We start from the raw sequence: 24227 nt of genomic DNA on the forward strand, positions 1-24227 counted from the left end.
GACTTTATCTAGGTCAAGCTGGCTGAGGCAAAATTCCATGGAGTCCATCTCAGTAATAATAGCGCATGAGATCAAATCTAGTTTTCACAAGATCCTAATCGACTTCAAAAAGTCCTGACGACGCTTCATCTCAGCGCCGTCACCGTAGCTTGGACGTCCGAATTCGTGGCCCATTAGATCCGCTTGCATTCTGTCTGATGCGCCCGCGTTTTCTATGCGATCCTGAAACGTGTGGCGCAGCGAGTAGACGGTGTGGCGCTTGGTCGGACGTAACCCGGCATTCCACAGGAATTTGTTGATGTTGGCGGACGCCGAGTCAGACTTATCTTGGTAGAGCGGGAAGCCTTTAGGATGGCGCTTCATCGCCTTCAGGGCCACACCTACGAGCGGAATGCGGCGAATGGAGTGGTCTGTCTTGTTTCGACGGTCGTCGCGCTCTGCGACCTCTACGTGGGGGACGTCTCCATGCAGATGGATATCCTCAGGCCTCAGGTTGCAAACCTCAGTAAGACGCATGCCTGTCTCGATCATCGTGTGAATGATTGCCTGGCCTTCATCATTCAGGCCATTAAGCGCTCCTTCTGCCAGGATCTTCTCCTGTATCCATGCAACGGGGAAGGGCGGGCGCTTGCCGAGTTTCGTGGCATTCGTTTCCTTGATGCGCAGCTTTTCCCACGGTTTGTGAAATTCGGTCTGTAACGCATCATCGATGACCGTGAGCATGCCTGCGATATCGGTGATACTGCGGTTTGCGCTGTAGGCCTTGAGCTTCTCGCTCTTGATCTTCTGCACCCACCAATCACGGAAGCGGATCGTGTCTGCGCGTTGGATCGCTGACAGCTCGATGTCTCCAAACACGTCCTTGGCGTAACGCAACGCGCGCTCACGGGAGACCTTATGCTTGCGCATCTGATTGGGAGACATTCCGGTAAGGCCAGCCTCGTTGTGATGCGTGTAGAGCTTCCACACGTCGCTGATGCGCGGTTTTGGTTCTGGTGCCGTGCCAAGTACGCCGTCAGCGATGGAGTGCGATATGTCGAAGTTCTGCTCCGCTACTCTGAAGCGACGCTCCAGCTCGACGATGTCAACTTGGGAAACGTCGCCGACAGGCCTGTAGGTGAAGCCCATGGACTGTGCAGCTCGCACTGCCGCTTCATATTCCTCGACTGCGCCCACCGCGCCTTTGCCCTCCAGCAGCGTGCGCCAGTAGGCCTCCGATGCTTTGTGGATCGACTCGGCTCGTTCGAGCGCATCTTTATGATTCTTAGTCTTAAGGCTTTTTTTGACGTGGGCCCGCTTGTCGAGGTGAGAGACCTCTGTAGGGACGCGCCGGTAGTACCGATAGATGCCGCTGTTCGCATCTCTCAGGACATATTTTGAAACATCTTCTGACTTCATTCGTTTACCCGCCTGTAGACGGAAATGTAGCCAAAAAGTACCCGAAATAGCAAGAATGGGAGCGCACGGAAACGCGGCGATGGTCGGCGTTTCGATCTAAGTGCTTGTATTGATTGGTTTGTTTAGCGGTATGTTATTTTTCTCTGTGAGAGAAAAATGGCTCCCCGGGCCGGATTCGAACCGGCGACCTGTCGATTAACAGTCGAATGCTCTACCGCTGAGCTACCAGGGAACGTTGGCGCCGTTTGTTGCGGCGTTGGCGGGGTAATACAAATGCTTTGTCGATTTGCCAAGCGGTTTTTTCAAAAAAAACGCATTCGTCTTGTTTTATCTCCTGAGAGCCCCACTTTTCAGGGCTTGTAGCGTGCAAAAAACTTATCCACAGGCTGGATGAAAAAGGGCAGCAGGAAATGAAATTCGGAGTCGATGCCAGAACAGGCCGTTTAAATGTCGGCAAATGGAGCGTGGCGATGCCGCGTTCTCGCACTGGCAGGATCGCGACAGGCTCGGTTCTGGTCGTCGGGGGAACGCTCGGCTTCTTGCCGATCCTCGGATTCTGGATGATTCCGCTTGGTCTCGTCGTGCTGTCGCACGACCTGCCGGCAGTACGCCGTCATCGTCGGCGCGTGACCGTATGGTGGGCATCGCGGCAGAAGCGCCGCGATGGTGTCGGCAAAAAGGATGGCGGATCAGCCGCCGAATGAATTGCTGATGCCCTGGCCGGCCCAGAAGGCGGCATAGGCGAGCGCTGCGAAGTAAATCGATGTCAGCAGCAGGAATAGATAACCGCCGAGAACGGTGACGCCGTCGCGCTGGATCATGCCGGCGGAAAAAAGCAGGATCGCGACACCTGGCAGGGTGTTGGAAAACGGAATGAAGCCCAGCGGCATCATCAGAAGCACGCCCGCCGTCATCAGCGCCAGACCGTTGATCCGGTTGGCAACAAGCCCGGTGGTCAGTGCAGGCATGCGTGGGCGAATATACCGGTCAAGCTTGGAGACGATCGCAACGCCTTTTTGAAGCGCCGGGACGAGCTTTTCCGTTTCCATCTGGCGGTCGAGAATTTTCTTCGGCAGCCACGGCAGCCGGTTCAGCGTGATCGCCAGGCTGACGAGAATGATCGCTGCACCAAACACGGTGCTGACGCCCGGTATCGACACGGGAATGAGAAAGGGCAGGGACGCAATCGCACAGATCAGCAAAAGTCCTTGTTCACCAATTGCTTCCATCAGTTCGCGCAGGGTGATCGTTTTGCCCCGAACCCTTCCGATCAGCTTTTCCAGCGTGGTGCTGAGTTTCTCGGACGTATCGGTAAATGCGAATTCATTCGTCATGCAGACTTCCCGGAAGTTGTTTTACTCCCGGAACCGATAGCATTTATAGGGCTCCATGCCTATCACCGATAGAAATGCGCCTGTAACGAATGGCGTTTGCAGCCTAGTGGGAAACCCAGTTGCTGTAGGCGCCTGCCACGAGCACGACAAACAGGATGACAAGGATGACCGGATTGATCGACGTAATGAAGCTCACATATTCCATAATGCGTTCCTCCAATTTCCTCCGAGAGACATTTTACAATAAAATCCGATAGTTATCTACCTTAGGGTGATATTTTTGCGTTGCGGTGAGGCTTGAGCCTTATTAGCTGGAATCATTTTCTTTTCATCGATTCCGCATTGCGGAAACCACCTTCCCAACATTTGCCATTCTGTTGCATTGTCTCTATTGCCGTCGCGTAAGGCCTGAAAATACGCGCCCCACCCGCCACATGGCTTCCTGATCAACTGCTTCACTCTGGGATACGGAAATGCTCAAGAATCTTTACGGATGGACGATGGCGCTTGCTGCACGCAAAACCGCCGTCTGGTGGTTGGCGATAGTGGCATTCGTGGAAAGTTCGATCTTCGTCGTACCCGCTGACGTGCTGTTCCTGCCGATGGTGCTGGCAAAACCGAAACGCGCCATGTTTTATGCTCTCGTCGCGACGGTCGCCTCGGTTCTCGGCGGTATCGCCGGCTGGTTTCTCGGGCACTACGCCTTTGAAAGCCTGGCGCGGCCAATCCTGGAATTCTATGGCAAGCTCGAAAGCTTCGAGCACCTCAAAAGCTCGGTCAATTACGAGACCATCGTTCTCCTGCTGGTGACATCGGGTCTCGCGCATCTGCCGCCGATCAAGGTCGTGACCATTCTGTCGGGAGCAGCCAACATCAGCCTCGGGCTATTTATCCTGTCTGCCGTCGTAACGCGCGGCGCACGTTTCTTCATTCTGGCCGGCCTGCTGCAGCGATATGGCGAGTCTATCCGCCACTTCATCGAAAAGCGCCTCGGTCTCATCACGGCGGCCGCTGCCGGCGCCTTGATTGCCGTCTACGCGGTGTATGTCTTCGTTCGGTGACACGATCGGGATTTGAGACGCCTGCCATGTTCCGCAGGCGCGTTGAACGTGTCGGCGGCTGCCCGTGAGTGGGCGCGAAACGCTCCGCGTTCTCGCGTGACCCGCCTCGGGATCTCCAGCGTACAACTTTCAGTTTGATGTCAGAAATGGCGGATATCCGGTGCCTCGACCAACGCATCGGCCAGAAAATCAATCCCGGTTTTCAGGCCATTTGATGCGTCGATTGAGAAAAATGGAGCGCTGCCGTCTGCCCTTGTGGCGACGCGGTGCTCTGACGAGGAACCGCTATCATGCGACGAATTTTAAAGGGCTCTGCCTGGGCCGTGGCGACAATCGCACTCTCTGTCAGCCTGTACCTCTTCGGTATCCAGTATTTGGGCAACTTCCACGAGGTTGTACCGGGACAGCTTTACCGCTCCAACCAGCCGCAAACAGCGCAACTGGACCGTTACGTCAAACAATACGGCATCAAGACCATCATCAACCTGCGCGGCGCCAATCCCTCGCAAGGCTGGTATCGGGATGAAACATCCGAATCGAGCAGGCTGGGTGTCACCCATATCGATTTCGGCATGTCGGCCAATGAGCAGCTCAGCATGGAAAGGGTCGACCAATTGGTCGCAATCATGCGCGATGCGCCCAAACCCATTCTCATCCACTGCAAGGCTGGCGCAGACCGAAGCGGCCTTGCCTCAGCCCTTTATCTCGCCCGTGTCCTGGGCGCCGGCGAAGAGGCCGCCGAAAGCCAACTCTCCCTCCGCTTCGGCCACCTCAGCCTCCCTTATCTCTCCAAGGCTTACGCCATGGACGAGACCTGGGAAACCGTGGAGCAGACGCTGATCCCGCAAGACTGGCTGTTCGCTTGGCAGGAGCCTTGATACGCCAAGAGGGAGGGTGTTGATGGCTCGGGGGAGGGCATGAAGATTTTTCGTTTTTCGGGAAAAAGGTCATTTTCCGCTTGCTCTCCAAACGCCATCTATATAAAGCCCTTTTCAGGTTCGGAGCGTAGCGCAGCCCGGTAGCGCACTTGACTGGGGGTCAAGGGGTCGCAGGTTCAAGTCCTGTCGCTCCGACCATTCAAAACCAAGCCAGATGCCCCCAAGGCTGGCTTGAAAATTCTCAGCTATCCAATAGATGCATACTTTTCCGCTCTTACGTGCTTTTTCGTATCAGGATTGGCGAAGAGAGCGCTGACCGGTCTGTCAGATTGAGTAAGAAGCTGGCTTCGAGGTGGCGCCCCCTGCAGGACTCGAACCCTTCCGCTTTGAGGTGTGGAGAGGTGAAGAACCTTCCAATGCGTGACGTCTTGGCTGCACACGCTGTTTTTGTTTGTAGCTATCAAACAGAAAACACACACTTGGCACTACAGGTTGTGGCCGGTTGCTTGACTCCCAGCTTGATGTGCTAAATCAATACGCATGTTTTAGGGGACGGGCACTTTATTTTAGCTCAATTCACCATATTGAAATCGATATTGCTTCTTTATTCATAGCCATTTTTATCAAGAGCGCCGCTTCGGGAAACTGGAGCGGCTTTTGATTGTGCGCTGCTTCAAGGCGGGAGTTGGCTCTATGCCATCGTCGTATTCACCAGATATTTCCAACGAGCCGTTCACAGATTGGGCGCTGGTTTACAGTCTGCCGTGCTGTCGCGCGTGAGGTCACGGGAAAACGTCCTTTCTGGCTATTCCCCCAAAATTGCAGTAGCCTCTGGTGATGCTGACACCTGCACAATGCCGCGCTGCAAGAGCTTTCCTGGATTGGTCGCAAAAGACACTTGCCGACGAATCGAAGATTGAAGCCGTTACCGTTCAAGCCTTTGAAGCCGGTCAGCCGGTGCCGGGCGATGCGGTTGCTGCTTTGCTCCAGGCGCTGCAGTCCGGCGGTATCTCATTTATCGATGACAATGCGACAAGTGGGGCGGGTGGTCCCGGTGTGCGTCTTCTTAAATCGCCGAATCCGGAGATTGTAAGTCCCGAGACAGTGCAGTATCCGGAGCACATGGCGCCGGATGCGCCCACAGGTGCAGGAGGCTGACATGGCGAAGAAAGAGAAGATCGAACATTCCGAGTTTTCGGGCGAGTTCGAAGACGACGGCATCACGGTACTCGTCGATATTTACCGACCTGCCGGCACACAGCAGGACTGGACGCTGGAGGTCATCAGCGAAGAGGACGACGTGACGACCTGGGAAGAGAATTTCGCCACCGACAAGGATGCCTGGGAAGAGTTTCTGGCAACCTGCGAAAAGGATGGCATCAGAAGCTTCCTCGATGGCGAAGAGCCATCCGTGCACTAAGGTTTTTCCCAGAGCATAAAAATAAAAAAAAGGGTCGGTGCAGCGATGCATCGGCCCTGATTTTTACCGCGCATTTACTGTCAAACGCCCGACACATCTTCTCTTCAGCATAGACGGGAACCTGCTGCGGTCCAAAACGTTCAGTTGCAGGCAATCTAAACTCAGGGAGATAGCTCATGTCCGAATTGGTGGTCGTCGGTTTTGACGGGAAAGAAGAAGCTGACCGCGTTCTTCTCAAGCTTGCGAGTCTGAAAAAGGAATATCTGGTTGATCTCGAAGACGCAGTCGTTGTCGTTCGTGATGAGTCCGGCAAGGTGCATCTGAAGCAGAGCGTCAATCTGACGGCACTTGGTGCGAGTTCCGGCTTGCTGTCTGGCGGCCTCTGGGGCGGCCTTGTTGGCCTGTTGTTCCTCAACCCGCTTGCAGGTTTCGCCATTGGTGGCGTTCTCGGTGCGGGCACGGGCGCGCTTGCCGGTTCGCTTGGTGATTACGGCATTGACGACAACTTCATCAAATCGCTGGGCGAAACCATTCCGAACGGATCGTCTGCCCTGTTCGTGCTGATCCGCAAGGTACAGCCGGAGAAGGTGATGGCTGAGTTCGAAGGGCTGCGCGGTCGCGTCCTGAAAACTTCGCTTTCGCCAGAGCAGGAAGCGCAACTGCAAAAGGCGCTGTCTGGCAGCTCCGTGGAAACGCCGGCTCCTGCTGTCTAAGCAAGGTTTTGGCGATACGCCGCAGCACTCTGCGGCGTGTTGCATCAAACCGTAACGGTATTTGCGTCTGCCTTGGGCCAGGTCAGATAATAATAGTGGTCGCCCACGCTGCCGAAAAACGCATTGCTGCCGGAAGTCGCATCCGTATAGGCGCCGGTCGATGAGCGGACATAGCTGCCGCCTTCACGCTCGAGCCGCTGTTTCAGAAACTCGCTCCAGCCCATGCTGTCGATCTGCGTTCTGGCTTGCGTTGTCACGTCGTTTTCATCCGACGGGTCCCAGGCGGTCATCTGAACGCCATTCAGCGGGTCCGAAACGGTAAGGGTTCCTTTTTCCAGCGCCGCCAGCATTTCCTTCGCCTGTTCGGCGGTCGCTGTTTCTTCCGCCAGCGCCTGAAGTTTCTTCTTCAGGCTGGTCATGAAATCGGCCGAGGTGATGTCAGTGGAAACCGGCGTCGAATCGTCTGCTTCGGTGGTTTCTCCCGATTGCTCCGAAAGGCGCGTCAGCAGATTGTTCAGTGTTGTTGTGGTCGAGGCCGAGGTATCGATACCGTAGGACGAAAGAAGCTGTGTGCGCTGGTTGGACGCGCTTTGTGTTGCGTCTTCCTGTTCCTTGATGGCCTTGAGTGCCAGTTTTGTTGCCGTCAGTCGTGTGGAAAGGTCGATGGAAGATACCATGTCGATCTTGCGTCCTGAACAGGCCAACGCGTTTCATGCGCATCGACCTCATGTTGGTGGCGCGGGCCACCCCTTGGCTTCTCACATCAGAAGTCCGGTCACGACGTTTTTAAACGTCTGCGACCGGTCTATTGGGGCAAGGTTGCCTCACGCTTGCGTATATTATTTCTGCTCGACGGAGACACCGTTCGGGCCGATGTTCATCTCAATGCCCTGCGGTTTGCTTTCTTCATGCCAGACATAGGCGCCAAGGCCGGCGATCACCACAACCAGCGCGCCGATGATGAGGTAGAGATTATTGGTCTGAGTCATGCAAATTATCCCCGTATGATCGTGATATCGCGGGATAAACGCCGATGATGAGGGAAAGTTCCGTTACGGCAGGCGAGGGGATACGGCCAGTGTTCGGCGTCGTTTCAGGGTCTCGCGCTTCTCCAGCGCCATGCATCCCCAGATCACGCCAAGAAGCAGGAAAAAATGCCGCCAGTGGTCGGTATCGATGACATTGCCAATCAGCACGTGACCAACGAAAGTCACCCAGGCGATAATCAGGAACGGTTGCCACGGCCGCTCACGCAGCAGGTTGTTGAAGCCCGCCGCAATCGTCCAGCAGACCATCGCCAGATAGATGACGAAACCGAACCAGCCATGCGTGGTCAGGCTTTTCAGCCAGATATTGTGTTCGGCCGCGGGAAAGATGTCGTCGAACACCATCGGGCCGATCCCGAGCGGATGTTCCATCGCCATCAGGAAACCAAGATAGTGGCGGGCAAAGCGGCCGAGGTGTCCACCGTCATAGGACTGGACGGCCGATGCACGGTTGGAAAACAGATCCGCGACCTGCTTGAATTGCAGGGCGATGATGACGGCCGCCACCATGAAAGCGACTGCGAGAAGAAACAGCACAAGAATTTTCAGCCGAAACGCCGAGGTGCGCTCCTTGAGCAGCATCACGAACACCAGCAGGACCGCTGAAAACAGAAAGAGGCCCCAGGCTGCACGCGAGAAGGACAGGAAGATGCCGAGCGCCAGCACCAGCAGCCCGGCAATACGCCAGGGCGCATGCATCGTCTTGCCGGTAAGCAGGCCGTAGATCAGGTAGAGCGACGGAGCCACCAGGAAGGGACCGAAGACGTTCGGGTCCTGAAATGCACCCTTGGCGCGGTCGTAAAGTGTGAAGACCTCAAAGCCGGGCAGGGCGTGGAAATAACCGAGAATGCCAAGCATTGAAGTAATCAGCGCGGCCGCAAGCCAGGCGCGGAAGATCAGCAGAAGTCGCTGATATTTGTCTTCGATGATCGCGGCGTAGAAAACAGATGTCAGCGCCAGAAAGGTCGATACCGCAAGATAAAGCGGCCCCTCATCCAGATTGGCCATGGTGGTCAGCGACAGATATCCACCCACATTGAAGGCCAGCAGCAGACACAACAGAATGACGACGGTGCGCGACAGACGCAGGCCGAGCAGAAACCACAGCGCGACCTGTCCCACCATCATCAGTTCGTAAGGCGCAGGTTCCGAGATGACGAAGCCGGACAGAAACACCCCGAACGCGATAAAGAACGAGCCGATCAGCCGCATGGTGGCCAGCGGCGCGTCAAAATCCGGAGCGTGCTGGTAGGCGGCTTTGGTCAATAGGCGTTTTCCGACTTGAGCAGGCGTATGGGTGTCAGGAACAGGATCTTCAGATCGAGGAACAGCGACCAGTTCTCGATATAATAGAGATCGTATTCGGTGCGGAACTTGATCTTGTCGCCGTGGTCGATTTCACCGCGCCAACCATTGATCTGCGCCCAGCCCGTAACCCCCGGCTTGACCTTGTGTCGGGCAAAATAATGCTCCACCACCTCGGTGTATTTCAGGTCGCCCGTCTGGGCGTGAACGGCGTGCGGCCGCGGCCCAACGAGGGAAAGATCGCCGCGTAGAACGTTGAACATCTGCGGCAACTCATCGATCGAGGACTTGCGCAGGAAACGTCCAACCGGCGTGACGCGCGGATCGTTTTTCGTCACCGCCTTCTTGGCGGTCGGATCGCTGAGCTCCGTATACATGGAGCGAAACTTCCAGACGTTAATAGTCTCGTTGTTGAAGCCGTGACGCTTCTGCATGAACAGCACGGGACCTTTCGAGGTCGCTTTTACGGCAATCGCCGCACCCAGCATGATCGGCCACAGAAGGACGATGGCAATGATGCTGAACACGATGTCGAAGATGCGTTTTGCCACCGAATCCCAGTCGCGGATCGGCTTGTCTACAACGTCCAGCATCGGCACTTCGCCGACATGTGAATAGGAGCGCGGGCGGAAACGCAGCTTGTTGGCGTGTGCGGCAATGCGGATATCCACCGGCAGCACCCACAATTTGCGCAGCAATTGCAAAATGCGCGCTTCAGCACTCAGCGGCAGGGCAATGATCAGCATGTCGAGCTTCGTCAGCCGGGCAAACTCCACCAGTTCGGCAAAGGTGCCAAGCTTGGGATAGCCGGCGACGACATCGGGCGAACGACCGCTGCTTTTTCTGTCGTCGAAAATGCCGCAGATGCGGATATCGTTGTCGGTCTGCTGTTCGAGGGAGCGAATGAGATCCTTGGCCATGTCGCCACCGCCAACAATCACGGCACGGCGTTCCATCACGCCGTTTCGCCACCAGTGGCCGATGGCAAAACCAAGAAGCGTGCGGCCGGCAAACAGTGCGATGGCGCAAAGCGCATACCAGGTGATGAACACGTCCCGAGAGCGCGGCGTATCGGGAAAGAACACCAGCGCAAAACCGGCAATCAGCGCGAATGACAGGATGACGGCGCCCTGAACCCGGAAGAAGACCTTGAAAGGAGCACGCAACGCCGGAAGCTGGTAGCAGTCGCCAGCCTGCATGAACATCACGCAGGCGAGCGCGCCGAGCAATCCACCGACAAACCAGGGGGCAAAACCGCCGGCACCGTCATAGGCGGCAAAGCCGTTGACTGCGGCTGCGATCACGGCAAGAAGCGCGAATTCAAAAATCCGCAACTGACCGATGACCATGTTGGGGGAGTGATTTCCGGCGCGAAGCTGGCTGGCAACCTGCCGCGCAAGCGGATTGAGTTCGACGCTTTCGGAAATGGAAGCGTCTCTATTGTCGCGTTCGGACATTTTCTTGCGGAACGAGATTACATCGAATTCGTGCCGCTCTTCATTATCCTTGCTCATCGCTACAGCCCACACCCTTTACGAGCGAAAATCTAGTCCAAACATACTAAGAAACGTTTATGGCAGCGATTATTAACGCTGCGTGCAGTCAGGGCGTGTAACTTTGGGGCTGGCCGCGTCTCAGGTCAAAGAGCGATAGAGCGTCAGCATATCTGCGGCCATCACCGGTGTGGAAAACTGCGCCTTGAAGTCCTCGGGTTTAGGCATGACCCGATCTGCCCAGATGGGGTCGCTGGCATCCTGAACCATGATTTTGGCCAGAGCGCCGGAATCGCCAGCGGGTACCAGCGCCTCGCTTTTTGCGCCCAGCACTTCGGGAATGCCGCCAACGCGCGAGGCAATGACCGTCTTGCCGGCCGCGAGCGCCTCCAGAACGATGTAGGGCATGGCTTCCGCGCGGGAGGGAACCACCACGGTCGACGCCATTTCAAAGGCTTTGCGGGCCGGCATGGCCGCATGCATGGAGATGCGGCGCGCGAGACCGGCACGGGCAATCATTCCGGCATATTTGTCTCTGTCTGGGCCATCGCCGACAATCACGCCGGACAGCGTCTTGCCCGTCATGCGCTCCGCCTTGGCAAAGGCATCGATAAAAACGTCCGGCCCCTTCAGGTCGCGCAACATGCCGATATAGAGAAATTGTGCTGCACCCTCCTGTGTCGGCACGGTCTCGAATTCGTTTTCCTGAACGCCATTGTAGATCATCGCCGTGCGGGTGCGCGGCTTTCCGACCTTCGTTTCGTAAGTCTCCTGTTCGAACCGGCAGACGAAGCAGAGCGCGTCGGTAAAGCGCTCCTGAAATCGTTCGATCCGAAGGAAGAGCTGACCCTTGAGGCTGCGCCTGTCATAGTGCAGGCTGCCGCCGTGAGGCGAATAGAGGCGGGCGACGCGATACCTGTTTACCCGCAGCAGTGAGCCGATCAATCGTGCCAGCACGCCGCCCTTGGCGCTGTGTCCGTGCAAGATGTCCGGCCGCAAACTCTTGATGTGTTTATAGGAACGCCACAGAGCAAAGAGATCTCCAGGGCTGATCGAGCGCCGGATTGGCAGCCGTGTCAGCCCGAGTTCCAGCATCGGTGCAATCTGGGCGAAAAGCTTGTCTTCGTAGGCGCCGCCGGTCGAACTGTCGCAGACGATGCCGACCTTGTGGCCTTGCTTGACGTGTTCTTCGATGAGGTCGCGCACATGGCGGAAGACACCGCCCACAGGGGAGCGGAAGCAGTGAATGATGCGTAGCGGAGGCCCGTCATTCGACATCGATGCTGTCTCGCCCGTCAGAAAAAGCGTTCGCGAACATAAACCGTATCGCCCGCCAGGATCGGTGCCGTAATGCCGATGCGGCCGGTGATGACATCGGCGTTGATTTTGCGGGTGATATCGACATCGGCCTGGTTGGCGCGCGAGGTAAAGCCGCCGGCAATGGCGATGGCATTTTGCACTGTCATGCCGGGCACGTAGGAATATTGACCCGGCCGGCCAACTTCGCCCATGATGAAGACAGGGCGGTAACGATCGATCTCGATGGTGACATCAGGATCGCGCAGATAGCCCTGGCGGAGTTTGGCAGCGATTGCGGCTTCGAGTTGCGGCAACGTTTTGCCGCGGGCGGAAACCTGGCCGACGAGCGGGAAGGCAACATAACCGGCCTGATCCACGGTATAAGTGTTGGTCAGTCCGGCCTGTTCGAAGACATTGATGCGCAGCCGGTCACCGCTATCGACGTGATAGGGTTGCATGGCAACCTCATGGAATGCTTTCGGCGCGGGTTGATATGCCGCGCATCCCGAAAGGGCCGACAGGGCGGCTACAATGAGTGCTGTGACATGTCGTGATCCGGCGAGCGGCATTTCGTCAGGCTCCGAGTCGTTCAATGACCATTGTTATCGGTCTGTTAGGGTTAATGGCCGGTAAACAGCAGCGCGGATGGCCGATGAAATCGGCTTTATTTGCGCGATTTGCGTCGGTTGTTTGCCGGATTAACTGTTGTGTTACCGGCAACACTTAAGCTTTGCGCGAAATTGGTGATCTATATTTGAACAAACGGGGTTGCCCCGGCTATGGAGCCCGTATGAACGGCGAGCGCATGGACGACAGGGATGTGGATATCGATCTCGCCCGGCTGATGTCGGCGATATGGGAGCGTAAGGGGCGTATTGCCCTGATTACGCTTCTCGCGGGCGGGGCTGCCTTTGTCGCATCCAGCATGATGGCGCCAGCCTACAAGGGCGAAGCGCGCGTGCTGATCGAATCCCGCGCGGCATCTTTTGGTGCATCGCCGCAGTCGAACACGCCTGCCGAACCTGCGCTGGATGAGCTGACCGTTTCGAGCCAGGTGCAGATCCTGCAATCGGTCGACCTGATCAAACAGGTGGCGCGGGACATGAAGCTGCACGAGCTCAACGAGTTCGACCCGGATGCAAATCCCTCCTTCCTTTCGCAATTGCTTGTCTCCGTTGGTCTGAAGCGCGATCCGCTGCAGGTTGCGCCGGAGGAACGGGTTCTCAAGGCTTTCAGGGAAAAGCTGCAGGTCTATCAGCTTGAAAGTTCGCGCGTCATCGCTGTTGAGTTCTCCTCGCAGGACCCCAAGCTCGCCGCCGCGATCCCGAACGAGATGATGAAGGTCTACATCGCGCTGCAAAGCGGCGCGAAGCTGGACACCAGCACCGAGGCTGCCCGCTGGCTTGAACCGGAGATCGCCAGTCTTCGCGAAAAGGTGCGTGATGCCGATCGCAAGGTTGCCGACTATCGCTCTTCCTCCGATCTTCTGTCGGCCGGGCAGGGCGAAACGCTTGCCACACGGCAATTGAGCGATGCCTCGACCGAACTTGCCCGCGTCAGAACGGAACGGGCCAATGCGGAAGCGCGCGCTGAAAGCGTACGCAATGCCCTTTCAAGTGGCCGCCCGCTCGACACTTTCCCGGATGTGGTGAGTTCGCAGATGATCCAGCGCCTCAAGGAAAGCGAGGCGACGATCCGCAGCCAGATTTCCGATCTTTCGTCTTCGATGCTGGAAGGCCATCCGCGTATCAAGGCGCTGCGCAGCCAGCTTGATGGCATTCAGCGGCAAATTCAGGAGGAGACACGCAAGGTTCTGGCGAGCCTTGAAAACGAGGCGAATGTTTCGCGGTTGCGGGAACGTCAACTCGTGCAGCAGATGAATGTGCTGAAATCCGAAAGTGCGCGCGCTGGCGAGCAGCAGGTCGGATTGAACGATCTGGAGCGCGAAGCCGCCGCCCAGCGTCAGTTGCTGGAAACCTATCTCGCCCGTTACCGCGAAGCGACCTCTCGCGCCGGCTCGGCAGAGTCGACGCCTGCCGACGCCCGCGTCATTTCCTCGGCCGTCGAGCCGCGCGAAGCCTATTTCCCCAAAACAGGGGCGATCACCATCGTCGTGACGCTGGCGACCTTCCTTCTCTCCTGCATCGTGGTGATGCTGTTGGAACTGTTCACCGGTCGCGCCTTGAAGCCGGTTGGTCGTGCGCCTGCGCCAGTCGCTGGCGACAATCCCAACCGTATTGCCGCCGCAGAGGACAAGATCGAACGCGCCGACGAGACGGAATTGATGGAAACGCCAAAGGCGAAAGAAAAGCCGCCGGTCGTTGCACCGCAGGCTTATGCCGAACCGGCACCCGCCGCAGCGATAATACCGCCAGTGGTGGCGCCTGCCGCTATCGCGGAAGAAAAGCCGCAGGCCGCCGCCGTCACGGCAGCCGCGCAGGAAGAGATTGCCGCAGCGGAAGACGATGACGACCAGGGCGAATTTTCGGTTGATGCCGTTGCGGCATTCCTGGCGGCTCGCGTTGCCAAGCCTGTGGTCGCGGTCGTGTCTCCGACCGGTGATAGTGGTTCCACAACCACCGTCATGCTGGCCCGTGCTCTTTCCGAACTCGGCCGTTCCGTCGTTCTGGTGGATATGACAGCGTCCGCGTGTCCGACCCGCCTGATGGCTCCCGACACCGGCCTTCCCGGTATCATGGACCTGTTGGCTGGTGCAGCCGCATTTGGCGAGACAATTCATAGCGACCGGCTGTCCGATGCTCATATTGTGCCGCAGGGCAATGCGCAGCCGCGTGAAGCGATGCGCGCCATCGACCGGCTGACGATGATCATCAACGCGCTGTCTGATGCCTATGACACGGTTCTCGTGGAATGCGGCGCGGTCCAGATTCAGAGCCTTGAGAAGATGTTGCGGCGTATGCCTGCCGAAATCGTCGTTTCCGTTCCCGACACGAAAGATGTCGTGCTGGAAAAGACCCTCGGTGATCTGCTCGCGCATGGCTACGAACAGGCTCTGCCGATGTCGGGAATGCGCAAGCGCGATCATCTCAGCGCCGCGTGAGCGCAGATAGCGTTTCAAACATCGATGGGATCTTGATCCTAATCGTCCCTGGAGGCGGCTGATCCGCCTCCATCCCATGTGCGGGCACGCAGCCGCTGGATCAGCGCATAAAGCGTCGGGTTGGTTTTGATCGCACTCTTGGTTCTGGCAATCGCCACGAACACAGACGCTGCAAGCCGGCCTTTCAGTGTCAGCGGCAGGAAGATATCGTGCTGCACCGTCATCATCGGGCACCAGCTTCGTTTGTAAAGCTGGTCGCCGACGCCGAAATCGAACAGCACGGCCTTGTCCTGACAGGACCGCTCTATCATCAGCCAGAACAGCAATTCGCCGGGGCTCAGGTCCTTGGCAACCGTTTCATCGATCGAGCCGAACTGGCAGATCACATGGTCCTGCTTGCGCGAAAGACCGGCAACCGCGGCAATCAAGCCTTCATTTTCGCCGTGAAGGCGGATGGCGTGTAATTCGAGCGCGGTGTCAGTCCCGGCCGGTTCGACGGATGCCAGGTCGTAGAAGAAGTCCTTGACGGCCTGATCGCGGAAAACGTCTGGTATGCCCTGTGATGCAAACCGCGTCGATTTCTGCCGGAAAAAGGTCTGCAGCAACTGGCATTTTTCCTCCGGCGTCTGCGCGATCACGTGGGTGTAGCCACCCAGTTCTTCGGCACGGCGGCTCTGGATGCGAAATTTCTTGCGGCGCCTTTTGGCATTCACCTGCCGGATCGTGTTTTCCATGCTGCCGAGAAGCGGAAGCTGGAAGGCGGGGTTCTGGTTTTCGACAGAGGCAAGATGCGCAAGCGGGCTGGTGCGTTCACGCCAGACCAGCGGCACATTCTGCAACGCCAGAATATCGGCCTTTCCATGCAGAAGCTTTTTGGCTTCGCGGGTAATGGCTGCGGTCGTGGCGCTGTTTGCCTTCTCGGCAAACTCCGTATCGAACACACCGGTATTGATGTTGTTGAAGCGGCCGCCTGGGAAACGCGCCTGGCGAATGCCACCCTCACGGACCAGTTCGAGTGGCAGAAGGAAAACGGTTTTGCCACCCTGACGGCCACGGATGACATGCAACGGGCTATTCTGGGTCTTCGCCCAGATGCGGCACCAGTCCAGTCCCTGATGCAGCGAGTTGAGAGCATCGCGGTCGAGAGCGTCCCATTCTGTGCGGATGGAATCGATATCGTCGACGAGATCGACGACGAGCCGGTCGGCGCGGCGCCGCTCAGGCAACGCAGAACCGTCCACCGAAGTGAACTTCGCTTCGCCATCCTTGGTCGTGACCGGCCCCACCGCCGTCATCCGCTCTCTCCGGTTGATCAGGCGAGACTATAGCTGCCACCGGCAAACAATGTCTTTATAAGCGCAAGGCAGCAGCGGGCGGTAACGCGCTTTTGTCCACGCTATTTTGCCTGTTTTGACCCGGCCATCCATCGAATGATGAGCATGGCGGGCAAAATCCACAAAAGCCCGGTCAGAATGAAATAGGCGAGGTGCACCAACCAGGGGGATTGCGACAAGATCGCAGCCGCAACGGAGGTGGCCACGACGGCATAAACCACGACAAGACAGATAATGACGATGGTGCCGATGAAGGATCTGAGGCGAGGGCGCATGAGGATCAACCGAGGTTCAGGTTTCGGGCATTGAGGCCGGGTTTTGCCGTTTCTGAGGAAAATCGCCCGACGCTCCGATCCCCCTTCGGTTGTATTGCCGAAACCAAATGACGTTCACCCATGCAATGCTCCACCCCGAATGTCTTGCCCGACTATAGCGCCGCGACGGGATGCCGCAAACCCTCGGGTCTTGTTTTGCAGGGTCGGTTGGGGCTAATCAGACAGAGGCTGAACAATGGAGATCGGCGAAATGCGTTCGAGTGGCATGACGGTGGCAAACGGTTCTGTGGAGCTGGCGGTGGAAACTGCCCTGCACAAACAGGAGAAGGATCGTCGCCTTCTGCGAATCTGGTTGCGCGTGGTGCTTTTTACGCTGTTTTGTCTCGTTCTTGTCGGCGGCGCGACGCGCCTGACGGAATCGGGCCTTTCCATCACCGAATGGAAGCCGATACACGGCGCCATTCCACCGCTTTCGGTTGCCGAATGGGAAGAGGAATTCCAGCTTTACAAGCGCATTCCGCAATATCAGGAAATCAACAGGGGCATGTCACTGGATGAGTTCAAGACCATTTTCTGGTGGGAATGGGCGCACCGCTTGCTGGCCCGCACCATTGGTCTGATCTTCGCGCTGCCGCTCGCCTATTTCTGGCTGACCGGCCGCATCGAAAAACGTCTGCGTTTGCCACTGGTCGGACTGCTGGCGCTGGGCGGCTTTCAGGGCTTCATCGGCTGGTGGATGGTGTCGTCTGGCCTCGTCAACCGCACGGATGTGTCGCAATATCGCCTTGCCACCCATCTGACGATCGCCTGTCTGATCTTTGCAGGGTGCATGTGGATATTGCGTGGCCTGTCGGTGCACTCACCGGATGCCGCCAATGAACGCACCGGCCGGCGGTTTGCCATGGTGCTGGCCGTACTCTGTCTTTTCCAGATCTATCTCGGTGCGCTGGTTGCCGGGCTGAATGCCGGGCTCTCCTATAACACCTGGCCGCTGATGGACGGTTCACTGGTTCCGGGCGATCTCTTCCTGCAGCAGCCCTGGTGGATCAATCTGTTCGAGAACCCCAAGACCGTGCAGTTCGTGCATCGTCTGGGCGCCTACACGCTGTTTGCCGCAAGTCTCTGGCATATGGTCGGCATCTGCCGGGAGTTGCCGGGAACGCCGCATGCGCGCCGTAGTGTGCTGTTCTTCGTGCTGATCTGCATCCAGGCTGCGCTCGGCATCACGACGCTGCTGATGCATGTCGATATCCACGTGGCACTCGCCCATCAGGGCATGGCGCTGATCGTGCTTGGCTTCGCGATTGCACACTGGCGTGGTTTTATCGGTGAATACCCGCCGGCAGTCGCGGTCGAGCTTCGCGACTGATTCACAGCTGTCCGAGGACGGATTTTATCGAGACCGCGACGGAAAGTTCATCGTCGCGGTCTTTTTCATTGCCGTCTTCCTCATGCCAGGCGGCTGAAAGGCAGCCATAGGCAAAGGCGTAACGCAGGATGGTGCGCATGTCGCGCTTCAGCGTTTCGGCAAAAACAGAGGCCATTGCGGCAATTCTCTCCTCGCTGCGGGTCAGATCGAACCGGTCGAGCGGATTGGAGAACATGTTGGCGACATCGTGTGCAGGATCGCCGATCAGGCCGGCAGGATCGATGATGATCCAGCCACGCGGGCTCTTCATGATGTTTTCGTGGTGCAGGTCGCCATGCAACGGCTTGATATCCTGCTGATTGCCAATCAGCGCCTGCGCAATGCCGGCAGCTTCGGTGTACAGGCTGTCGCGACCGTCTCGCCTGTCCTGTTCTGCCTTGGCAAACAGGCTGGCAAAATAACGCTGCAGTGGCTGCAGGCTGGCAGGCGGCGGCGCGTCCGACGGGCGGTGGTAATCGAGGAGGACCTCGGCGGCGATGCCGGTTGCTGCCGCATCGCCATCCTGCTCCAGAAGGTCACGCAGTGTCGTCTCGCCGGCGTGTTCCATCAGGAGGATCGTATCGGTGCGGTCGATCAGTTCGACGCAGCCAATACCGCCGCGCCATGCGATGAAATCCGCACCGCGCAGGCTGTCTTCAAGCGCCTTGGGTTTGAGAATTTTGGCAATATCGCGTGAACCGTCGGCGCGGGTCACGTCATAGACCGTGCCCGCAACCGTGTCGGCAATCTGCCTGGCTTGCGCGATCTGCCATTCGGGCGGAAAAGGCAGGCCGCTCCCGCTCATGCAGAGAGCATCAGTTCCATGTTCTGGACAGCCGCACCCGATGCGCCCTTGCCGAGATTGTCGAGGACAGCAACGAGGTTGATGTGCTCACCGGTGCCGAACACGTAAAGCTTCATCGTGTCCTTGTTGACCAGTTCCTCGGCATCGATGCGGGCAATCTCCTTGCTCTCTTCAAGCGGCACAACGGTAACGATGTCCTGGCCGGCATAATGGGCAACAAGTGCGGCATGCACGGTTTCGACACTCGCGCCGTCCTTCAGGTCGGCAACGAACAGCGGTACCTGTACGATCATGCCCTGCGCGAAGCGGCCGACGGAGGGCGAAAACAGCGGAGAACGGTCCAGAAGGCCGTGCTGTTTCATTTCGGGAACGTGCTTGTGCTTCAGCGTCAGCCCGTAAAGGAAGTTGTTGGCCGTGATGGCGTCATCGCGGTTCAGGTCTTCCATCTGGCCGATCAACTGCTTGCCACCACCGGTGTAACCGGAAACGGCGTTGACGCTGACCGGGTAGCCGTCAGGCAGAATGCCGGCGGCACGCAGCGGCCGGATAAGGCCGATGGCGCCGGTCGGATAGCAGCCGGGATTGGCGACGAAACGGGCCGAACGCACCTTGTCGGTCTGTTCCTTGTCCATTTCAGCGAAGCCGTAAGCCCATTCCTGATGTGTCCGGAACGCGGTGGACGTGTCGATGATGCGGACATTGTTGTTGCCAGCGACCATGCCGACGGCTTCCCGCGACGCGTCGTCGGGAAGGCACAGGATGGAAACATCGGCGCCATTCAGCATGTCTTCACGCATGGCGGCGTTGCGACGCTCGGCCTCGGGAATCGACAGCAGCTCGATATCGCGGCGGCCAGCAAGGCGCGTGCGGATCTGCAGACCCGTGGTGCCGTGTTCGCCATCGATGAAGATCTTCGCTGTCATGTCCTTGTCCTGACTTTTCAGTGGGTTGTATCTGTTTTCGGATTCAATCTCTCATGCGTCGGCGGGTCTTGTTTCAACCTGCTTTCGCCAGTCGCTCAGCGCGCAGGCCAAGCATATACATTGCAACCGTCGCCCCGGCAATGGCGGTGACATCCGCATGGTCGTAAGCCGGTGCGACCTCGACTACATCCGAGCCACGAATATCGAGCTGGCCGAGCCCGCGCAGAACGGACAGGATCTTGGCGCTGGTGGGGCCACCCGCCACAGGCGTTCCCGTGCCGGGGGCAAAAGCCGGATCGAGGCAATCGATATCGAAGGTCAGATAGACGGGCATGCCTGCCGTATGCCGGACGATTAGCGCGGCGATGTCGCTCGCGCGCATCTCCTCCACCTCATAGCCATGCACAATGTGAATGCCGAAATCGTCGGGCGCGTGTGTACGGATGCCGATCTGGATCGAGCGGTCTGCATCGATCAGCCCCTCACGCACGGCGCGCGCCACAAAGGAGCCGTGGTCGATCCGTTTGCCGTCGTCGAACCAGGTGTCCTGATGCGCGTCGAACTGCACCAGCGCCAACGGACCGTGTTTGGCCACGTGGGCTTTCAGAAGCGGCCAGGTAATGAAGTGGTCGCCTCCCAGCGTCAGCAGATAGTCCGTCTTGGAAATGATCTTGCGCGCTTCTTTTTCGATCGTCTCAGGCGTTTTCCAATGGTTGCCGTAATCGAGCAGGCAGTCGCCATAATCGATGGTCGGCATATGGGCGAACAGGTCGCGTTCGAACGGATATTGCGGGTCGTTGTCGAAAATCGCCGAAGCACGGCGAATGGCCTGTGGCCCGAACCGTGCGCCGGGACGGTTGGACGTTGCCGCATCGAAAGGAATGCCCCAGACCGCCGTTGAAACGCCCTTCAGGTTCTTGGTGAACTTGCGCCGCATGAAAGACAGCGTGCCCGCATGGGTCGGATCGGTCGCAGCCGACGTCAGCGTGGTGGCGGTAAAGGCGTGATCTATGGTTTTCGATGGCATGTGTTTCCCCGACGGTCCTGTTTACCCGCGAGGTTGCGGTTTTATCGGGACAAAAACAAGGGCGCATGACAACGAAAAAAGGCGGAGCCGAAGCCCCGCCTTTTCGTAGTTCTGTATTCCGGAAGCGATTAACGCTTGGAGAACTGGAAGGAACGGCGAGCCTTGGCCTTACCGTACTTCTTACGCTCGACAACGCGGCTGTCGCGGGTCAGGAAGCCACCCTTCTTCAGAACAGAGCGCAGGCCCGGTTCGAAGTAGGTGAGGGCCTTGGACAGACCGTGACGAACTGCACCGGCCTGGCCGGACAGACCGCCGCCAGCAACCGTAGCGATGATGTCGAACTGACCCGTGCGAGCGGCAGCAACGATCGGCTGCTGCAGGATCATCTGGAGGACCGGACGAGCGAAGTACGCCGTGAAGTCGCGACCGTTGATGATGATCTTGCCAGAACCAGCCTTGACCCATACGCGGGCTACGGCGTTCTTGCGCTTGCCGGTCGCGTAGGAGCGGCCGAGGGTGTCAACCTTGCGGACGTGCACAGGAGCCGAAGCTTCCGATGCCGGGGCGAGGTCTTTCAGGGAGGAAAGATCGGCCATTATCAGGCGCTCCTTACGTTCTTCTTGTTCAGCGATGCAACGTCGAGAGCGACGGGCTGCTGTGCTTCGTGCGGATGGTTCGAACCAGCGTAAACGCGGAGGTTCTTCATCTGGCGACGACCGAGCGGGCCGCGCGGGATCATGCGCTCAACGGCCTTCTCAACGACGCGCTCCGGGAAGCGGCCTTCGATGATCTGGCGAGCCGTACGCTCCTTGATGCCACCAGGGTGACCGGTGTGCCAGTAGTACTTCTTGTCGGAATACTTGTTGCCGGTGAAGACAGCCTTCTCAGCGTTGATGATGATGACGTTGTCGCCGTCATCGACGTGAGGGGTGTAGGTTGCCTTGTGCTTACCGCGCAGGCGGGTAGCAACGATGGTGGCGAGACGACCAACAACGAGGCCTTCGGCGTCGATGATGATCCACTTCTTCTCCACCTCAGCGGGCTTCTGAACGAAAGTAGACATAGTTTTCACTTTCTTTGAACCTGTCATGCGCGGTAAAAAGCGTATGCAGGCGTTTCTTGTTGCTTGGGTTGGTTGCCTTGTCAGCAACCGCAAAAGACCGCTTTCCGGCAGGAATTCAGTCTGGCGCGCTTATACGGTGCGGCGGAAAAAGCGTCAATATCAGCGATTTTCAGGGCCGTAAAAATAATCAAGCAAAAACAATGGTTTGTCTGTGTGGTATTATTTTACCCCATCAAGTCGGGCCATTTAACCCAGCCGCATGACCAGAACGCCACCCGCAATGATCGCTCCGGCCGCATAACGCCAGATGCTCGCCCGCTCTTTTAGGATCACCACGGAAATGACGATGGCGAACAGAATTGAGGTTTCGCGCAGTGCCGCGACCACGGCCACAGGGGCTTTTGTCATCGCGTAAAGTGCCAGTCCATAAGACAGGATGGAGCCGCCACCGCCGATCAGCCCACGCCACCAGTAACGCTTGACGTGCTGGACAACAGGCGTGACGCCGCGTTGATAGAAAGCGAATGTGAAAAGCAGCACCGGCGGTAGAAGCGACATCCACAGCGTATAGGAAATCGCGTTGCCGGAAAGCCGCGCGCCGACGCCATCGACGAAGGTATAGGAGGCAATGACGAAAGCGTTGAGAAGGGCGACAAGAATGGCCCGTCCGCCACCGCGCCGTGCTTCGAACGCCAGGGTCAGAATACCGGCTGAGATGATCGCAATGCCAAGAAGCGCAACCGGGCTTAGTATTTCACTGAGAAACAGGCTGCTCGATGCCGCGACGATCAAAGGTGCCACGCCGCGCATGACGGGATAGACCAGGCCGATGTCGCCGATCGTGTAGGCGGCCGCAACAAGCCTGAAATAAGCAAACTGCAGAAAGGCAGATGCGATCAGAAAGGGCAGGGCAATCGGCTCTGGAAAAGGCAGGAAGGGCAGGAAGGGGACGCAGCACGCAGCCGCGCCGGCTGCAATCAGAGAGGCATCGAGCGACTTGTCGGACCCGGCCTTCACCAGCGCGTTCCAGCCCGCATGCAGCAAGGCGCCAAGGAGCACCAGCAAGAAGATCTCGATTGTCACGATAGATTCGCCCGCGTCATTTTTTCTTCATCTACCGTATTTCCTGCAGGCGCGGTACTCTTCTCGATATTGATGGTGTGAGCGGCGATGTCGCAAAAGCGCCAAACCTCTCGGTCAGAAAATTTATCAGCGCAAATGCCGTGGGGCATGCCCATTATTTAGCCTGTCATTTGCAAATTTGCTGACCTCACTGCACAGCTTGTGGTTTTGCTCCTGGTGTGTCTTCCGACATGTTTCGATCGCGATGTTACGTGAGGATGTTACGGATCAAATCGATTTGCATGAGTTCGTTTCGACACGGTGAGAAGGGCTTTCTTGGCAATATCACAAATGAAAATGAATTTCAAAAATCGCTAATTTAACGAACTGAAACGTTTCAGGTCGATATTTTTTTGCTGCGCCGCCGCATATCTTGAAAATTAGATATGGCTAATGTTGCTGTGAACGGAATGAAAACAAACAGGAGACGAATGGCGGATGTTATGCACGTTTATGGTGTCGTCTAGGATTATTTTCGAGGTTGCTTGATTGTTGCGCAATCTCCGCGTGAAAAATCTGCAACCTGGATTGCAATGCGTCGTGAAATCATTTTGCAAAAGTTGCAGCACTTGTCCGATAAGTCGCAAATTCGCAAATCGGGCCTTCATCGCGGTCGAAGGGCAACCTAGATGACAGAAGATCGTTACCTTTGCAGTGCCTGTGTTAAATCGTACGAGCCAGAAAAAAGGCTATGCTAAAAGCGAGGGGCTCGAAGGGCGATTGTTGGAGCGGCGCATTTTTACGCAGCATCCGACGGATGGGCATGAAAAGAAGAGCGTAAGAAAGGGACAAGTCGGCATGCAACATGACCACTACAATCCGGACTACCTCCGAACGATCCTGACGAAAGTCGAAACGATTGCTCTGCTTGGCGCGTCTCCCAACCCTGCGCGGCCGAGCCATGGCGTCATGCGGTTTCTTCTGGCCAAGGGCTACCATGTCATTCCCGTCAATCCCGGGCAGGCAGGCAAGGAAATCCTGGGGCAGAAGGTCTATGCCCGTCTGTCCGATATTCCCGAGCCGGTCGACATGATCGATGTTTTTCGCGCGCCGGAATATCTCTCGGATGTCGTCGAGGAGGCGATTCTCCTGCCTGAACGCCCAGCCGTGCTCTGGGGGCAGCTTTCCGTGCGCGACGACGACGCAGCCGCCAAGGCGGAATCCTACGGCATAGATGTTGTGATGGACCGTTGCCCGGCAATTGAGTATCCGCGTCTCAATATTAAGCGATAGTTGGAACGCAACAGGCTTACCATTTGCCG

The 24227-nt window shown here is 57.4% G+C and carries 24 protein-coding genes and 2 tRNA genes; 10 read left to right on the forward strand and 16 right to left on the reverse strand.

The genetic code is table 11. The features are described 5' to 3' along the window. Positions 1-84 precede the first annotated feature (84 nt). Positions 85-1398, reverse strand: coding sequence for a tyrosine-type recombinase/integrase (locus FY156_04750; GenBank protein UXS00854.1), 1314 nt, complete (start codon positions 1396-1398; stop codon positions 85-87). Between the two features lie 157 nt (positions 1399-1555). Continuing rightward, a tRNA-Asn gene (locus FY156_04755) sits at positions 1556-1630 on the reverse strand. A gap of 178 nt (positions 1631-1808) precedes the next feature. On the opposite strand from FY156_04755, the gene FY156_04760 reads away from it, so the two are divergent. Next, on the forward strand, positions 1809-2102 hold the full coding sequence (locus FY156_04760) for a hypothetical protein (GenBank protein UXS00855.1): 294 nt from the start codon (positions 1809-1811) through the stop codon (positions 2100-2102). On the opposite strand, the gene FY156_04765 is transcribed toward FY156_04760, so the two are convergent. After that, the gene (locus FY156_04765; protein UXS00856.1) at positions 2088-2732 is read right to left on the reverse strand and encodes an exopolysaccharide biosynthesis protein; all 645 of its coding nucleotides are present in this window, start codon (positions 2730-2732) and stop codon (positions 2088-2090) included. The two genes, FY156_04760 and FY156_04765, sit on opposite strands and share 15 nt — an antisense overlap. Positions 2733-3205: 473 nt before the next feature. Here FY156_04765 and FY156_04770 point away from each other — a divergent pair, with 473 nt between their 5' ends. The 6 genes from FY156_04770 (at position 3206) to FY156_04795 (ending at position 6804) form a co-directional block, all read left to right on the forward strand. After that, positions 3206-3793, forward strand: a complete 588-nt coding sequence (locus tag FY156_04770) for a DedA family protein (protein ID UXS00857.1) — start codon at positions 3206-3208, stop codon at positions 3791-3793. Between the two features lie 290 nt (positions 3794-4083). Continuing rightward, positions 4084-4671, forward strand: a complete 588-nt coding sequence (locus FY156_04775; GenBank protein ID UXS00858.1) for a dual specificity protein phosphatase family protein — start codon at positions 4084-4086, stop codon at positions 4669-4671. 121 nt (positions 4672-4792) lie between these two features. Continuing rightward, positions 4793-4869 (forward strand) — tRNA-Pro (locus FY156_04780). A 636-nt stretch (positions 4870-5505) separates the two neighbouring features. After that, the gene (locus FY156_04785) at positions 5506-5829 is read left to right on the forward strand and encodes an XRE family transcriptional regulator (protein ID UXS00859.1); all 324 of its coding nucleotides are present in this window, start codon (positions 5506-5508) and stop codon (positions 5827-5829) included. Position 5830: 1 nt separating this feature from the next. Further along, the gene (locus tag FY156_04790) at positions 5831-6091 is read left to right on the forward strand and encodes a hypothetical protein (GenBank protein ID UXS00860.1); all 261 of its coding nucleotides are present in this window, start codon (positions 5831-5833) and stop codon (positions 6089-6091) included. A gap of 176 nt (positions 6092-6267) precedes the next feature. Then, on the forward strand, positions 6268-6804 hold the full coding sequence (locus tag FY156_04795) for a DUF1269 domain-containing protein (GenBank protein ID UXS00861.1): 537 nt from the start codon (positions 6268-6270) through the stop codon (positions 6802-6804). Between the two features lie 44 nt (positions 6805-6848). On the opposite strand, the gene FY156_04800 is transcribed toward FY156_04795, so the two are convergent. The 5 genes from FY156_04800 to FY156_04820 form a co-directional block, all read right to left on the reverse strand. Next, positions 6849-7481 (reverse strand): hypothetical protein, encoded by a 633-nt coding sequence (locus FY156_04800; protein UXS00862.1) that lies wholly within the window; start codon positions 7479-7481, stop codon positions 6849-6851. A 375-nt stretch (positions 7482-7856) separates the two neighbouring features. After that, complete coding sequence (locus FY156_04805; GenBank protein ID UXS00863.1) at positions 7857-9116, reverse strand: O-antigen ligase family protein; 1260 nt, start codon at positions 9114-9116, stop codon at positions 7857-7859. Beyond that, positions 9113-10669 carry an undecaprenyl-phosphate glucose phosphotransferase gene (locus FY156_04810; GenBank protein ID UXS00864.1) on the reverse strand — a complete coding sequence of 519 codons (1557 nt, stop codon included), beginning with the start codon at positions 10667-10669 and terminating at the stop codon, positions 9113-9115. Before FY156_04810 ends, FY156_04805 begins: the two co-directional genes overlap by 4 nt. A gap of 120 nt (positions 10670-10789) precedes the next feature. After that, complete coding sequence (locus tag FY156_04815) at positions 10790-11926, reverse strand: glycosyltransferase family 4 protein (protein UXS00865.1); 1137 nt, start codon at positions 11924-11926, stop codon at positions 10790-10792. Positions 11927-11943: 17 nt separating this feature from the next. Then, positions 11944-12516 (reverse strand): polysaccharide export protein, encoded by a 573-nt coding sequence (locus FY156_04820; GenBank protein UXS00866.1) that lies wholly within the window; start codon positions 12514-12516, stop codon positions 11944-11946. Positions 12517-12737: 221 nt separating this feature from the next. Here FY156_04820 and FY156_04825 point away from each other — a divergent pair, with 221 nt between their 5' ends. After that, a complete protein-coding gene (locus FY156_04825; GenBank protein ID UXS00867.1) occupies positions 12738-15008 on the forward strand; it encodes a chain-length determining protein in 2271 nt (756 codons plus the stop codon). Positions 15009-15046: 38 nt separating this feature from the next. On the opposite strand, the gene FY156_04830 is transcribed toward FY156_04825, so the two are convergent. Together FY156_04830 and FY156_04835 are read right to left on the reverse strand one after the other, a co-directional pair. Next, positions 15047-16303, reverse strand: a complete 1257-nt coding sequence (locus FY156_04830; GenBank protein ID UXS00868.1) for a GNAT family N-acetyltransferase — start codon at positions 16301-16303, stop codon at positions 15047-15049. Positions 16304-16404: 101 nt separating this feature from the next. Next, positions 16405-16617 carry a DUF2842 domain-containing protein gene (locus FY156_04835; protein UXS00869.1) on the reverse strand — a complete coding sequence of 71 codons (213 nt, stop codon included), beginning with the start codon at positions 16615-16617 and terminating at the stop codon, positions 16405-16407. Positions 16618-16867: 250 nt separating this feature from the next. On the opposite strand from FY156_04835, the gene FY156_04840 reads away from it, so the two are divergent. Beyond that, positions 16868-17986 (forward strand): heme A synthase, encoded by a 1119-nt coding sequence (locus FY156_04840; protein ID UXS03021.1) that lies wholly within the window; start codon positions 16868-16870, stop codon positions 17984-17986. A 1-nt stretch (position 17987) separates the two neighbouring features. Here FY156_04840 and FY156_04845 read toward each other — a convergent pair whose 3' ends face one another. The 6 genes from FY156_04845 to FY156_04870 form a co-directional block, all read right to left on the reverse strand. After that, complete coding sequence (locus FY156_04845) at positions 17988-18830, reverse strand: phosphotransferase (GenBank protein ID UXS00870.1); 843 nt, start codon at positions 18828-18830, stop codon at positions 17988-17990. Beyond that, entirely contained in the window at positions 18827-19753 is a 927-nt protein-coding gene (gene argC / locus FY156_04850) for an N-acetyl-gamma-glutamyl-phosphate reductase (GenBank protein UXS00871.1), read from the reverse strand. The genes FY156_04845 and argC overlap by 4 nt, the downstream gene beginning before the upstream one ends. A gap of 73 nt (positions 19754-19826) precedes the next feature. Continuing rightward, positions 19827-20780: an agmatinase gene (speB, locus tag FY156_04855; protein ID UXS00872.1), complete on the reverse strand. Its 954-nt coding sequence runs from the start codon at positions 20778-20780 to the stop codon at positions 19827-19829. Between the two features lie 128 nt (positions 20781-20908). After that, positions 20909-21376, reverse strand: a complete 468-nt coding sequence (gene rpsI, locus FY156_04860) for a 30S ribosomal protein S9 (GenBank protein ID UXS00873.1) — start codon at positions 21374-21376, stop codon at positions 20909-20911. A gap of 2 nt (positions 21377-21378) precedes the next feature. Next, a complete protein-coding gene (gene rplM / locus FY156_04865) occupies positions 21379-21843 on the reverse strand; it encodes a 50S ribosomal protein L13 (GenBank protein ID UXS00874.1) in 465 nt (154 codons plus the stop codon). A 246-nt stretch (positions 21844-22089) separates the two neighbouring features. Beyond that, a complete protein-coding gene (locus FY156_04870; GenBank protein ID UXS00875.1) occupies positions 22090-22926 on the reverse strand; it encodes an EamA family transporter in 837 nt (278 codons plus the stop codon). Positions 22927-23763: 837 nt separating this feature from the next. On the opposite strand from FY156_04870, the gene FY156_04875 reads away from it, so the two are divergent. Further along, complete coding sequence (locus tag FY156_04875; protein ID UXS00876.1) at positions 23764-24198, forward strand: CoA-binding protein; 435 nt, start codon at positions 23764-23766, stop codon at positions 24196-24198. Positions 24199-24227: the final 29 nt, after the last annotated feature.

The sequence above is a fragment of the Agrobacterium tumefaciens genome (genome assembly GCA_025559845.1).
Lineage (GTDB): Bacteria > Pseudomonadota > Alphaproteobacteria > Rhizobiales > Rhizobiaceae > Agrobacterium.